We start from the raw sequence: 14,139 nt of genomic DNA on the forward strand, positions 1-14,139 counted from the left end.
TAACTGCAAGGCTTTTTAAATGCCCAATGCCAGCTTGATTGCCTGCGCTACCGGCGTATGATCCCCTCCTGCATTCAGACCGAGCGGACTTTTAAGTTCCAGCGCAGGCTGCGCCAGAAACCTCGGCATTGCTCCCCGGTGTGCCTGAGCTGCATGTACCAGAAATGGGTGACAAAGGTACACGGTGCCGGCCGGGCCCGTGGCAAGTACTTCCGGGCGCGCAGGCAGGAGGTCAAGCCGGGATGCCAGCTCCATAAATTCCAGCCCGTCCTCAACGGCTGTACTCAGCAGGCGCGCCACATCCAGATGTGAGCCGGAGCGAATCCGTGTAGGCGCGTCGGCAACAGTGATGTCAGAGTAAAGAAAAAGCATCAGCAGCGCACGTCCCTTCGAACGTACATTCACCCGCCATTTCAGATAATTATCGGGTTCGTCCCCGGGGAATGCAGCATCCACATGCCAGCCGTCGTCGCCTGGCGGCTGGTCGGAAGGGAAGCGTACGGGAAAAGTGCCCATACTCTGCCGGGGTATCCACCGGCTGCGTCCTACCAGCTGGTCGAAAGCCTCGTGGAGCACTGGTGTATTGGCAGAACTTACAAATGCAGGTTCGGAGTACATGCCCAGGCGTACCACGGGCAGAGTCCAGGTTGCAGGATCAGCTCGGTCAAAAGGCAGGTCCTGCCAGAGCCTGTCACGCACCTCCGCAGCCAATGCCGCGTCGAATGCATGGTCAATGCGCACAAAACCTTCCTGAATAAATTGGTCAATCTGCTGATCCGATAAGGCCATACATCCGGAATGTTGAAATGAATGTTGATCAGAAAGCGGGCAAAACGATTGGGTTACGCTGCGGCTTTTTGTTTTTACATCATGCATGCTTTTAAAAGTATAGCATACATACTATTTGCAAAAACAAAAAATTACCATGTAATACTAGTTCGTATATTGATCAAAGTTTTTCATTAAATTAGCGCTCCGTTTACAAAACGTTTCACCTCAATCAGTAACCTGTCATGAAGTATTACCAGGTGCAGATGAAGACTGCACGTGATTGGATAACCCTGAATCATTACAACCGCCGCACCGGCTTTGTCACATTTCGTTCCGATGAAAAACTGTCGCGCGAAGAAGCGGAGACCCGTTTTCTGAAATTCCGGTCGAGCTACCGGGGATTGCAGTTCCGGATTGTTGAACTGGCTTTTGAATCTTACAGTATGTAAATACTTTACTACTCATCCTTTCCGGCCGCATGAACCTGTGCAGCGGTGTATTTTCACCGCTGCATCATCTGAGCCTCTTCCTCGAAGTGCCGGCCCCGGCTGCGGTAGCCGTGCAAGCCGGTGCTGACGAGCGTTATAGCCGCCACGGCAATCGCGGCATAGGCAATCCCGCGCATATCATTCCAGTTGGCGGCAGCCACGGCTACAATTCCCCATACACCCGCAATCGAAGATTCGCGCAGGTTGCGCGTCCAGGTGAGTGCAATAAGAATGAGACCGGCAACAGCCAGCATAATGATCGTCCATACGGATTCTGCAATGCCGAAACCATTCCAGTTCATTTTGGTCAGAAATGCGGCTACATTGGCGACCAGTGCCACAATCACCCAACCGAGGTAAATGGCAAACGGCCACCAGACCAGCGCCAGCTTACGAAGGGGAACAAGGTCGAGCTCCATGCGGGTGCGGTATACGATAAGCACGAGCGTGGTGAGCAAGCCAACCATGATCAGTACTGAAAGTCCGGTATAATCATAGAGCCAGGCAATGATCCAGAGGGAGTTAAGCAGGCACGACAACACAAACAACCACCCGATCTGGCCTACTTCTTCAGGGCATGGCTTCGCATTGAACAATCCCCTGCTCTGGTAAATCACAAAGGCACCCAGACCAACATATATCAGGATCCATATCGAGAATGCGTAACCGTCGGGTGTGAAGAAGTTCTGGTAGGCAGCCGATACGGTGGCCATGGTACTGTCGGCAAAGATGCCGGTATTGGACAGATAGTTGATCACCAATGTGGCCAGCAAGGCGATAATATTGGCAATCTGTAGGGTTTTTCTCATAAATTCCGGGATAAGCAGGTTGGTGTTCCGGCATGAGAGGTTTAAAAATTATGCCATGCCCTGTCCTACTCGCGATACCGCTCCCGGGCTTCGGCTACTTCCTTCCTAATCCGCGCATTGATGTCCGTTTTTGCATTTAAAAACAAGAAAACCGTGGTACCCTGCTCCCGGGCATAACGATTGGTAACTGCACCGGTAGCAAAACCCTGCTGGAAAAAAGGCCCGGTCTCAGCCATTTCAAGCTTGTTTTCAGGCCAGGTCTTCACGCGTATGAGGTGCCTGTACTTTGTTTTCAGGTCAAACCAGAAAACATAATCGGCATTGAAAGACACGGCCTGCACATGGCGGCGTGTATAAAAATTGATCGCACCCGCCTGGCCGTAATTATCGCAGAGTACCAGCGTAGCTGCCGGGTCGGGAGAGGCCGCGTAGGCCTTGTCTACTTTGGCGGCAAGTTCTTTCCAGCCCAGCATGTCGGCAAAATCCTGCGGCAGCGGATGCTCACGGCCATCCTCCCAGCGCAGCATCCCCACTTTACGGTAACGTTCGGGCTCGTCGATGAAAGCCTGCGGACGCTTGTTGGGGAATGCGATCCGGTACAGCGGGATAAACAGCAGGACAGGCAAAATCACCAGCGCGGGCCTGATGATGGCCGCCCACCGGCCTTTGACACGATTGGAAAGGAAAACCGACCCGAATGCAATGTAAATCGGATAAAGACCGATCGCATAGTAACCTTTTGCCCTTAAAAACAGAAACACCGCCAGGGTGATAAAAATGGAAAAGAACAGGAACCGCCAGCTGGCAAAGGGCTTGTAAGTCAGCAAAGCATACAATGCAGCCGCAATCACGACCCACGATCCGGAAAAGTAAATCAGCTGTTCTTTCAGGAAATCGGCCCGGCTTACGTTTACGAGCTGGGTTGCGGCGAGCTCTTTCATATGGTGAAAAACCGGAAAATGGTTGGCATACTGCCACACCAGGTTCGGCAGTACCAGTACCAGCGCAAGCAGAGCCGCCAGGTACAGGTGTTTGTCCAGAAAAATTTTCCGCTGGGCCGTCAGCACCCACGCAGGCACGAGGCCGACAGCCAGGAATGCAATGTTGTATTTGTTTAAAAAACTGAATGCAAATACGACTCCCGCTGCATAGATCCATCCCGGCCGGAGCGTGGCCGTGTACCTGATCAGTGTAAAATAAAGGAGTGTCCAGCCGAGCACATCGGCGGAGTTGGGCTGGTAGAGCTGGTTCAGGCGCAGCAGTACCGAAAAGAGTACGCAGGTAGCAGCCAGTATCCGCGCAAAAAGATCTCCGCCCAGTGCCTCCACCGTTTTCCAGACCGTCAATATCGTGAGCACACCGAACAAAGCGGGCACAAGCCTCACCCAGAACACACCCCCGCCGAGCAAGTGGATCACCCACGAAACCCAGGAAGTAAAGGGCGGCACAGACAGGTAGCCCCAGGCCAGGTGCCGGCCCTGGTCGAGGTGCAGGTATTCATCGCGGTGCAGGTCATACTCCGGACTGATCAGAAAGTATTGCAATGCGAGTTTTAAAACAACAAAACCGAGCAGGATGGCAGTGTTACGGTTCATGGGAAAGCAGGCGGGAATAATGGCCTGTATGGCGCAAAGTATCAATCTTTGCTGAAAGCCTGTACATCTGACGTTTGTAAATACATGAACGGATTACAGCTGCATCGAATGCCGCTTTGGCCAGGTGCCGGAATGATGCACGGTTGAGCCTGCAATCCCGACAGTTCAACGATGCTTTCCGACGTCCCGGGAATGTGCCTGTTACAGGTTGCTGCCTGTGCTGGTATCTTTAAACCGTCAACCAAACCATCGTCCCCAGTATGAGAGCGACCGTTCTGCCTACCAAGGAAGTGTATGATTTCAGCGTGCTGCCCAATCCCCTGGGCGTGGGAACTCAGCCTGCCTCTGCGCGGGACGGCTACGATGTGCATGAACATCCGCAGGTGGGACGGATGGAATTTCATAATGAATCGTTCAGGTACATGCATGTGGTGGATATGAAATGGAAATCGCGGGAGGCGGTAAGCCTGCTGAACGACATTCCGACCGACACGGTGAATTTCAATTTCCAGCTGCGGGGCAACAACTTTGTCAAGTTTACGGGTTTCAAAGAGGGTATATCTTCCCATAGCGGCGAGCATTCCATTTTTCATCACCCCGAAGGCACTTTTTGCAACTCCATACCGGCTGATTATTACATGGAGGTTTTTCATATCAGCCTCGACAAGGGATTTTTTGCGTCGGCCATTTGTGGGGACGATCGCTGGACGGAACAGATGCAACGCAACCTGAACCTGCACCGCTGCTTTACAGGCTATAACAAACCCCTTGAAATCACGCCCCGGATGTGGCAGCTCATCGGGGAAATCCGCAGCTATCGCACAGGCGGGCCGATGCGCAACCTCATGGTACAATCCAGGGCGCTTGAACTGGTGGCACTGCAGATCGAGCAGATGCGCACACCTGCTGCAATACCTCCCGACTTGCGGCCTGACGAGGTAGAAAAGCTGCATTTTCTGAAAACGTACCTTGATGCCAACTTCCTGTCGGAGCTTACCCTGGCTGAGCTGAGCCGCTGCTGCGTGCTGAATGAGTTCAAGGTAAAAAGGGGTTTCAAGCTACTTTTTGAAATGTCGGTTTTCAGTTATTTGAAAAAGAAAAGGATGGAATATGCGGGCGAACTACTTCAAAAAAAGGGTTTGACTGTGGACGAAGTTTCGGATATATTGGGTTATGAGCATGCGCAACATTTTTCAACAGCCTTCAAAAATTTCATGGGCGTTAGTCCTTCCGTTTACCGCAGGCAATGAAAGCGGTACCCGCATGGCATGGGGTGAGAGTTTGGTAAAACCGGGGCGCGGCGACCGTGCGCGCATGTTCGTCATCCTGCTTGTGCTGTCTCTAATGGTGCCGCTGGCCGGTTTTGGATGCTGGGGAAACTACTACTTCACCTCCCTGCCGGTATTTGCTACCGGAAGTATGCTCAATGCAGCGGTGGTGCTGCTGGCGCTCCATGCCGGCAGGTTCAGCTACCGGTACGTGGCCGGCCTGTACAATCAGACAAACCAGTCGGTGTACCGAGTACTGCTGCTTTTTCTGCTGTATGCAGGCACACATCTGGCGCTGATGTATTTTGCATTCCTGATCTACGACCGGTTCAGGCTGTTCGGATTTCAGCTGAACACAGGTAGAGCTTTATGGATGACGTTTTTCGTGGCGAGCGGCTCGCTGATTGCTGCCGGGCTCACGGAGCTTGTGTTTACGTTTACCCAGTGGCGTGACAATCATGATGAACTTCAGCAGCTCGAACAACGCCAGCTCCAGAGCGAGCTGGAAGCTGTAAAGCAGCAGGTCAATCCGCATTTTCTTTTTAATTGTCTCAACTCACTGTCGGTCCTGATCTCGGAGGCACCTTCTACGGCCGAGAAGTTTGTGGATGAAATGTCGAAGGTGTACCGCTACCAGCTCAGCGTAGCCGGGCCGGACAAGGAGAATGTGCTCGTGCCGCTCGATTCGGAGATCCGTTTTATCAGATCATATACCTACCTGCTTGAAACGCGGTTTGAGACAGGCATCTGCATCACCCTGGATATTGCCGACCTGTACCTGACCGGGCAAATGGCCCCGCTGACCCTGCAGACACTGATCGACAATGCGATCAGGCACAATGTAGTTGCCAATGACCATCCCCTGCATATCAGCATCCGCACGACCCCTACCGGGCAGCTTGAAGTGCGTAACAACCTGCAGAGACGATCCGTGCGCGCTCCGTTCAACAGTGCAGGGCTGAGCGTGCTGATCTCGCGGTACAGGTTTCTGTTCAAGCAGGCCGGTACTATCCAGGTTCGTGAGGACAACCAATGTTTCACCGTGACGCTGCCGCTGATATTTACATGAACGCATTGCCTGCATACAGTTCCATCGGTCGTACCATCTGGGTAAGCCTGTTTGGCAGGTGGATGTTCGCCCTGCTTGTACCCTGGTTTGTACCGACGATCAGCTACCTTCTCATTGGTCCGCCCTACCTGGAAAGTTTCAGCAACTTCGCACTGGGCACACTCATGATCTTTGTGATGACTGTGGTGGCGTTTGTCCCGCACGACTGGGCGGCACAATATGTAGCGCGCAAATACCCGTCGCTCAACATGTCGCTTAAACGGGGCTTTTACACGGCCCTGGCTTTCTGGATCCTGACGTTTCTGTACGTATCATTTTATGCGCTGCTCATCATCCGCTTCAAACCTTTTCACGCGGAGCTTGATGCCGGGAAGATGGTTAATGTGTACATTTTTGAATTCTTTGCGGTACTGCTGCTGACCGGCCTTTATGAGCTTAATTATTCCCTCAATAAATGGCGGACGATCAACATCAACAAGGAAGCTATGAAAAAAGCGGGCATGCAGGGGCAGCTGCAAAGTCTGAAAAGCCAGGTGAATCCGCATTTTTTATTCAACAGCCTGAATACGCTTTCGGCCCTCATCACCGATGAGCCGGAGCGGGCCGAACAGTTTGTGGATGAGATGGCGAAGGTATACCGCTACCTGCTGCAGACCAACCAGAACGAGCTGACTACCGTCGCTACCGAAGTGCGGTTTGTGCAATCGTACTTCCACCTGCTGCGCACCCGGCACGACACAGGCGTGGAACTTACCATTGACATTGCAGAGGCCGACCTGCACCGGAGCATTCCGCCCCTGACCCTGCAGCTGCTGCTTGAAAATGCGGTCAAGCACAATGCAATCCTGGAACAAACTCCCCTGCACGTCACGATCAGGTCCATTGGTGATGACCGGCTGGAAGTGAAAAACAACGTACTCGAAAAATCGACCCCGGTGAAGTCAACCCGGCTTGGCCTGGCCAACATCATGGCCAAATATAAACTGCTTTCCGACCGCAGGCCGGTGATTGAGGCCGGTACGGAATCCTTTACCGTCACACTCCCACTGATCGACGTAAAAACTGAACATCCATGAACGTACTGATTGTTGAAGATGAAAAGTTCGCTGTGCGCAAGCTTACCAAGCTGCTGGAAGAAACCGCGCCCGAACTGGTGATCAGCGGTATTACCCCGAGCATAGCCGCAACGGTAGAGTGGCTTGCCGAAAACCGCCGACTGGGCGGCAGTGAGCCTGATATCATCTTTCTTGACATTGAGCTCGCCGACGGTCAGAGTTTTGAGATCTTCAACCGGATCGAGGTAAAAAGTACGATCATTTTCACGACTTCGTATGACGAGTATGCCCTGCAGGCATTTAAGGTCAACAGCATTGACTACCTTCTGAAACCCGTACAGCAGGAAGACCTGCAGCGCAGCATACGCAAGTACTACGACCTTACCGGCACCCAGAAATCGGCGGCAACTTCGCTCCTGCCGCCCGATCTTGAAAATATATTGCGCAACCTGCAGTTACAGCAGCCACAAACCGAATACCGGAGGCGTTTTCTCGTAAAGCAGGGCGCGCGCCTGCTCTCGGTAGAAACAGGTGATATTGCTTACTTCTACATTGAAGAGTGCATCAGTTTTTTCAAAAATCACCAGGGCCAGAAGTTCGTGATCGACTATAAAATGGATGATCTCGAAAACGTGCTTGACCCTGCGAAGTTTTTCAGGATCAATCGCGGAATGATGATCACGCACCAGGCGGTCTTACAGATCCAGCCCTACTACAATCACCGGCTGGCTCTCACATTGAAGCCGCTTTACGAAAAAGAAACGATCGTGAGCCGCGAACGTGCGAATGATTTTAAAATCTGGATGGGTAAGTAGGCACTTTCAGCCGGGCACTAATCCGTGGGATCGTCAAGCACGATCCATACCGGCGCGTGGTCGCTCGTTTTTTCCCAGCCGCGCACATGCCTGTCCACCCCGGCGCTGCGCAGCCGGCCGGCAAGCTGGGGACTGAGCAGAAAATGGTCGATCCGCAGGCCTGCATTACGGTCATATGCTTTCCGGAAGTAATCCCAGTAGGTGTAAATGCGCTCGTCGGGATGCAGGGTGCGCAGGGCATCTGTCCATCCCTGCCCAACCAATGCGGCAAATTCTGCTTTGGGTTCAGGCATGAAGAGCGCATTGTCCAGCCAGCGCTCGGGTTTATACACGTCCATATCCGTCGGAATCACATTGTAATCTCCGACGAGTACCACGGGTACATCCTCCGAAAGCAGGTAGCGTGCATGCTCCTGCAGGCGCTTCATCCACGAAAGTTTATAGTCGAACTTGGGCCCTGGTGCGGGGTTGCCGTTGGGGAGGTAAAGGCAGGCGATCAGGGTTTTATTGATAATTGCCTCAATGTACCGGCTATGCGTATCCGTGTCGTCGCCGGGCAGCGTGTTGCGGACTTCCTGCATGGCATGGCCTCTCGAAAGTATGGCTACCCCGTTCCAGCTTTTCTCACCGAGCCAAATGGCCTGATAACCCGCTTCGAGTATGGCCTGCTCGGGAAAATTTTCCTGCGGGGCTTTCAGTTCCTGCAGGCAAACCACATCGGGCTGCGTTTCGGCAAGCCAGCGCAGCAACACCGGCAACCGCGCGTTGATACCATTGATATTATATGTAGCAATCCTCATAACCTTTCCGTACAGTTGAAAAGCCCTGCCGCCGGCCGGACGTTTCGCTGAAAGACTTCAGCAAAAAAAACCCGGTTCCGGCAAAAGCGGAGCCAGGTTTCCCGACTAAAATATTCGCGCCTGAGGTTACAGCGCAGTAAGTTGTTTCATTGTTGTATTTACAGACACAGATTGCCAGTATGCGACAACCGCTTCGAACAGGCTTTCCGAAGCTGAGGGAAAACGTTCGATCAGGGCAAATTCATGCATTCCGGGGTCTAAAGGCAACACTCCGGCTTGCGCATATGCTTGCGGAACAAAGTCGCTGCCCGTCAGGATCACCGATGTGGCATACCGGCTGAGTCCTTCCGGATCGTGACCTTCGGAGCGGCTGACCAGGCAAAAAATATTTCGTGAGTCATTCAGAATATAGCTGACAGCCTCAGGTGTATTGTCGAAAACGAGCAGTGTTTTTGACACATTCAAATGGTCCAAAGCTTGTTGTAGCCTGGCTGTGAAGTCGGAACCTGTATCGACTATCACAATTTTGTCCTTTCTTGGCATTATAGGTAAGTTGTGAAGTGAGAGATAAACTTCGGCCTAATACAAACGCAGCCGTATTACAAATGTAGTATATTCTAATTATAAAGTAGAATATATTCTAATATTTTATTAAAGTATTTTTGTACAAAACACTTAATGCCGGCAGCTTGTGGGCTGGCTAAATGCAAACTCGCCGCAGGTGCCCCGGGCATCATGCGGGTAGTTTTGTCTTGTATAAGCCTGAAAATCAGCAAGTCTTACTTCCAGGTATCCAGCGGAGCCACCTTACCGACCTCATTTTTCGCCTTAACAAAGAATGCATTCACCGAAGCTTTGCTCCCGGCAGGCAGTTCTGCTTCAAATCCGACGAGTGTAGTACCCGGATTAGGTGCATCATAATGGGAAGGCGGTGCGGTAGACCATGTCCTGATCTGAATGGGAATGGAGCTGTCAAAAACAAGCTGCATTCTTTTACCATCCTGGCTGAGCTCGACAGTCGTGGCATCCACTATATTGACGCGGGCCTTGGTCAGTAGCGTCCAGCGGATCGTCGCCGCCTGACCTGATCCTTCCAGTTCATCCCTTACCACGGTATACCGCCCATTTACAATCGCAATCCCCCGCTCTGCTTTGGCCAGCTGCCCGGCATATACCGGTGTGATGTCCGCAATCGCGCTCATAAAATCAGGATCGTCAGACACCCTGCCCATACGGGCACTTCCGTCTACCTGCTGCAATTGTCCGTTCACCGTCAATGTATTGTGCACCATATTGGTGTACCTGAAAATAGACCACCGCTGCGCTGTCTGCCCTTTTCCAAATACACTCACTCCCTTGCTTTCCAACGAATTATAATCCTGCATACCGAAGTCCATGGCCCATCTTTCACCATCCTGGTCCAGCACAAACGAGCCTATGTCCATGTGCCCGTGGCTGGTAGCTGGCGATCCTGCCTTGAATCCCACAAAAATGGCATTGGGATCTGTCCAGCTGGTACGCATGTAGGCTACCGGACTGTCGCCCTGGCCCGTCCACACCAGCTGCTTGGGCGGCGTCACCCGATCCAGGTCGAGCTGCGCGCCCCATATAATTGCCAGGGGCAGGAGGCGGTTCCCTCCTGCGGTTTTCACTTTATCCCTTTCCAGGAATTTGAGCTGGTTGTACACGAGCGTGGGATCTTTTTCACGGTATGCAAACCAGAATGTGGCAGGATTGATATGGTCGCGGTTGCCTGAGTCGCCCCAGTTGTGCACCAGGCCGGTGGGTCCGGCAATATGCTCCACAAACCCCGCAGTTTTCAGGAAGCCGGGCGTGGCGCACAATCCATAATCTGTGCCCAGGGCTTTTTCAATCGCGTCGATAAACAATGCATTGAAGCTCGTACCATAATCCCAGTAAGAATAGCCTTCCGGATATACACCGTCGGGACTGTAGGAAATGGCCATAATTTTCGACAGCCCGGACACGGCACGCTGCACTACTTTCCCGGCGAGCTCGGGCTCGTCCTCGGCGATGGCGAGCGCACCAAAGGTGATGCCGGTGTTGCACACCTGGTTCCAGTTGTTTTTGGCTGTTACAAAACCATTATACTGCTTGTCAAAGGACGGCCTGATTCCTTTTTCCAGAATGGCAGCCCTGATCAGCTGGCGGCTGCTCTCCGGCAGTCCGTCGTACAGCCAGTCGTAGCCGATGGCAAGTCCAAGGGTCATCTCGGCCACGTCGAGGAAGTGCGTGGGGTTCCAGTCTTCAAACTGGCTGACGGCCAGCATTTCCTGCTCAGCCCGGCGGAGAAAACGTTCGTCGCGGGTAAAACGGTAGGCATAAGCAAGCTGAAAAACGCGGCGCAGGCACTCCCTGGATTTGTCGAGCAGGCGTCGCCCGATCTTTTCCCTGGCTACCGGCGGCAGCAGGATGATCTTTTCCGACTCCGCGATAATAACACGGTGCAGCCCCTGCCACTCATCATGTTTTGACAGCTCGGAGCGGATGCGCTGCTCATCCGATGCGCTCATTAAAAGTCTGGGATGCGACTGCGGCATCCGGTCAAGCGTTATCTGTGGATTGTTACTTTTTGGGCCGGGCTTCTTTTGCGCGAGGGCAGGCATAAAGCCGGCAAGGAGGATCAGGTACAAATAGCTGAAAAAGCGTTTTTTCATTATGGGCAGGTTTGGTGCTGGTAAAATAATAACGTGAGCCAAGAGTATCTTGCATAAATGCGTGCTAGAAAGATCTGTCTTCCCGCATCGGTCGCTAACTACTTCTATGGAATGGTTTTTTACAGGTCACCTGCAAATCTGTCATAAGATTAAATTAGTGGGTTAACACGAAAGAGGTTTCCACGTTGAGAAACCTCTTTTTTCTTTTTCAAGCCGCCATGTGCAGGTGATGCGCATGGTCTTGTGCGGTGTTTTTTCTACAATATTACAGCCTGCCATTTCCCTCATTCCCCAGTTTAGCTGCACTTTTATCCCGCTCCATACAGGATTTCACAACCATGTCAAAAAATTTCGAAATATTTTCCACAAGCTACTTCACCCGTTTTGCGGTTACGTATAGACAAGTGAGTCAAAAATCGGTGACCGGCCGGGATCAGCCGTCATCAGGACTGATTTTTTAACATCAGTGAAAAAGAATCCCGCTGAAGGATGCCTTCAGCGGGATTCTTTTTGCAACAGTAAGCCAGCCAGCACGTGCATCTATCAGCCATGTCCGCTTTTACTCAACACAATCATGCTACCCGCACGTTGACGCCCTTTGCCCCAGGCGGGCCGGCCCTCACCTGACAGAGCCCGGCCCGCGCGCCGAGTATGCGCGCGACCTTTCCAGCATTGCAATTTGCACCGTATCTGTCCGTCCGCTTTACAGGCGTATTTGGCCCTTCTGTGGTCCATGACTTGGCAACAAACATTTCTGCGCGGATATTTCCGTGTTATACTGCGAATATTGCTGCGTAGTCCTTCATCAAAACTCAGCTCTTTGAAAAATTCTCTACGTTTACCGGCACTCTCCGAAGACAATGCATTACTCAGGCCGGCCGGGGTCACGGACCGTGTTCAGATCGTAGACGTGCTCCGCGGCTTTGCCTTGTTCGGCATCCTCGTCATCCATTCGGTGCAGAACTTTGTGAATGCAACCACCGTCGGCCTGATGGGCCTTGGTCCTAAAAATACCTTTGTAAAAACGTCCCTCGAGTTCCTGATCGAAGACAAGTTCTTCATCATCTTCTCATTTTTGTTTGGGTGGAGCTTTTACCTGATCTACCAGCATGCTACCCACAAGCGCAAGCCCTTCGTGCAGCTTTTTGTGTGGCGGCTGGTGATCCTGCTGGGCATCGGCATTTTCCACTCCTTTTTCTACCGCTCCGACATCCTGCAGGTATATGCCGTGGTGGGCTTTCCGCTGATCTTCTGCCGTAACCTCAGCAACCGGAGTCTTTTGCTGCTGTGTGCCACCCTGTTTTTCAGCAGTGTTCCCTGCGTCATTTACCGGGACGAAATCGCTCTCAACTTTGCACTGCTCAAACAGCACCACATCCCGGTACCAAGCAAGCTCAGCTACAACTTGTCGTCCGGGAGGCTGTTCGTGACAAGCTCGATGTTTGTACTCGGGCTGTATGCGGGCAAAACAGGCATATTGCAGCACATAGCCGGCCAGGATAAACTTCTGAAGCGGATTGTGGCGGCAAGCGGATGTTCCATTGTTCTTACGGCCATCGGCATCCGATCCGAGACGCTGAACCTGGGCCTGACCCACAGCGGTATTTACCTGAGTAATGCCATTTTTTATTGTTTGCAAAATATCGCGTTTTCGTGCTTCTATGTATCGCTGGTAACTCTGCTGTACTCACAGCGCGCGTTCACCTCTTCCCTATCGTGGCTCGAACCGCTCGGACGAATGGGCCTCACGGCCTACATTATGCAGTCCGTGTTTTTTCAGCTTTTCTACATTTACTGGGACGGGCTCGAGCTGGGTTTTCCCGGTGCCATGCTCGTTACTTTTTCTTTTTATGCGGGCCAGATTTTAATGGCTGAGTTTTGGTTGATGCACTTCCGGCACGGTCCTATGGAGTGGATATGGCGCTCGCTTACTTACCTGGTCACCAACAAGCTTCCCGCGAGCCTGGACAAAGATTGAAAACCGACGACACACATGAATTATCCTGTGCACATTTTGAAAGCCGGTCTTGCAGTATGGCTGTGCCTGGCCGCAGCATTTTGCCATGCACAATACCCGAGGCTGCACGACCACAATGTGATAGGCTGGCTGGTGTACGAGGGTGACCATGCGATTTCGTCCCGATGGGCGGTGCATACGGAGGCACAGTGGCGGCAAACCGTTTCGCGCCGACAGCAGGACCTGCTCCGCCTGGGATTATCCCGCAAGCTTTCCGACCGCATTGAACTTTCGGGCGGGTATACCCATTTTCGCTCGCATGCCTACGGCTCCTATCCCGAGGTACCCGGCCGGGCTGAGCCGGAGCACCGCATATACGAGGATATCAAATTAAAGGACGAACTTGCCCCCGTCACCCTCACCCACCGGCTACGATTGGAGCAGCGCTGGCTTGGTAGCAGGGATGCATCGGGTCAGGGACCTGTTCAGGCCTGGGCTTTTCAGAACCGCATCCGGTACCAGCTTTCGGCAGAGCTTCCGCTGCAGGGCTCGTCCGTGGATGACCATGAATGGTACCTCAATGCATTTGATGAGGTTTTTATTGGTTTTGGTAAAAATGTAAAGGATAATGTCTTTAATCAAAACCGCCTTTCCGCAGGTCTCGGATATCAGCTGAACGATCAGGCGAAGCTGGAACTGAACTACATTTACCAGCTCCGACAGCATGCAGAACCGGATGCGAGTACACAAAGGCAGGTATTGGAAATCAATCAGGGCGTTCGGGTGACGATTGTCTGGCAAATGGATTTTACAAAGTAAGCCGTACAGAACATG

At 52.4% G+C, this 14,139-nt stretch carries 13 protein-coding genes; 7 read left to right on the forward strand and 6 right to left on the reverse strand.

What is annotated here, in order from left to right; genetic code table 11:
• Nucleotides 1–15: 15 nt before the first annotated feature.
• Entirely contained in the window at nt 16–789 is a 774-nt protein-coding gene (locus HWI92_RS06730; RefSeq protein ID WP_204661847.1) for a phytanoyl-CoA dioxygenase family protein, read from the reverse strand.
• 224 nt (nt 790–1,013) lie between these two features.
• On the opposite strand from HWI92_RS06730, the gene HWI92_RS06735 reads away from it, so the two are divergent.
• Entirely contained in the window at nt 1,014–1,220 is a 207-nt protein-coding gene (locus tag HWI92_RS06735; protein ID WP_204661849.1) for a hypothetical protein, read from the forward strand.
• A 53-nt stretch (nt 1,221–1,273) separates the two neighbouring features.
• Here the strand turns inward: HWI92_RS06735 and HWI92_RS06740 are convergent, their stop codons facing one another.
• Together HWI92_RS06740 and HWI92_RS06745 are read right to left on the reverse strand one after the other, a co-directional pair.
• Entirely contained in the window at nt 1,274–2,068 is a 795-nt protein-coding gene (locus tag HWI92_RS06740) for a TspO-related membrane protein (RefSeq protein WP_204661851.1), read from the reverse strand.
• A gap of 65 nt (nt 2,069–2,133) precedes the next feature.
• Entirely contained in the window at nt 2,134–3,663 is a 1,530-nt protein-coding gene (locus HWI92_RS06745) for an ArnT family glycosyltransferase (protein WP_204661853.1), read from the reverse strand.
• A 260-nt stretch (nt 3,664–3,923) separates the two neighbouring features.
• Between HWI92_RS06745 and HWI92_RS06750 the strand changes: the two genes are divergently transcribed.
• Genes HWI92_RS06750 through HWI92_RS06765 form a run of 4 tightly spaced genes read left to right on the forward strand, consistent with a single transcriptional unit; the run spans nt 3,924 to nt 7,870 of the window.
• On the forward strand, nt 3,924–4,913 hold the full coding sequence (locus HWI92_RS06750) for a helix-turn-helix domain-containing protein (RefSeq protein WP_204661855.1): 990 nt from the start codon (nt 3,924–3,926) through the stop codon (nt 4,911–4,913).
• Nucleotides 4,843–6,000, forward strand: coding sequence for a sensor histidine kinase (locus HWI92_RS06755; RefSeq protein WP_204661857.1), 1,158 nt, complete (start codon nt 4,843–4,845; stop codon nt 5,998–6,000). The genes HWI92_RS06750 and HWI92_RS06755 overlap by 71 nt, the downstream gene beginning before the upstream one ends.
• Nucleotides 5,964–7,076 (forward strand): sensor histidine kinase, encoded by a 1,113-nt coding sequence (locus tag HWI92_RS06760; RefSeq protein WP_229249021.1) that lies wholly within the window; start codon nt 5,964–5,966, stop codon nt 7,074–7,076. Before HWI92_RS06755 ends, HWI92_RS06760 begins: the two co-directional genes overlap by 37 nt.
• Entirely contained in the window at nt 7,073–7,870 is a 798-nt protein-coding gene (locus tag HWI92_RS06765; RefSeq protein ID WP_204661859.1) for a LytR/AlgR family response regulator transcription factor, read from the forward strand. Before HWI92_RS06760 ends, HWI92_RS06765 begins: the two co-directional genes overlap by 4 nt.
• Nucleotides 7,871–7,887: 17 nt before the next feature.
• On the opposite strand, the gene xth is transcribed toward HWI92_RS06765, so the two are convergent.
• The 3 genes from xth to HWI92_RS06780 all read right to left on the reverse strand — a co-directional run bounded on the left by xth (nt 7,888) and on the right by HWI92_RS06780 (nt 11,348).
• The gene (gene xth / locus HWI92_RS06770; protein ID WP_204661861.1) at nt 7,888–8,670 is read right to left on the reverse strand and encodes an exodeoxyribonuclease III; all 783 of its coding nucleotides are present in this window, start codon (nt 8,668–8,670) and stop codon (nt 7,888–7,890) included.
• 126 nt (nt 8,671–8,796) lie between these two features.
• The gene (locus tag HWI92_RS06775; protein WP_204661864.1) at nt 8,797–9,213 is read right to left on the reverse strand and encodes a hypothetical protein; all 417 of its coding nucleotides are present in this window, start codon (nt 9,211–9,213) and stop codon (nt 8,797–8,799) included.
• A 236-nt stretch (nt 9,214–9,449) separates the two neighbouring features.
• Nucleotides 9,450–11,348, reverse strand: a complete 1,899-nt coding sequence (locus HWI92_RS06780) for a heparinase II/III domain-containing protein (RefSeq protein WP_204661867.1) — start codon at nt 11,346–11,348, stop codon at nt 9,450–9,452.
• A gap of 820 nt (nt 11,349–12,168) precedes the next feature.
• Here HWI92_RS06780 and HWI92_RS06785 point away from each other — a divergent pair.
• Together HWI92_RS06785 and HWI92_RS06790 are read left to right on the forward strand one after the other, a co-directional pair.
• A complete protein-coding gene (locus tag HWI92_RS06785; protein ID WP_204661869.1) occupies nt 12,169–13,326 on the forward strand; it encodes a DUF418 domain-containing protein in 1,158 nt (385 codons plus the stop codon).
• Nucleotides 13,327–13,341: 15 nt separating this feature from the next.
• Nucleotides 13,342–14,124: a DUF2490 domain-containing protein gene (locus HWI92_RS06790; protein ID WP_204661872.1), complete on the forward strand. Its 783-nt coding sequence runs from the start codon at nt 13,342–13,344 to the stop codon at nt 14,122–14,124.
• Nucleotides 14,125–14,139 lie beyond the last annotated feature (15 nt).

The sequence above is a fragment of the Dyadobacter sandarakinus genome, assembly GCF_016894445.1.
Classification (GTDB): domain Bacteria; phylum Bacteroidota; class Bacteroidia; order Cytophagales; family Spirosomataceae; genus Dyadobacter; species Dyadobacter sandarakinus.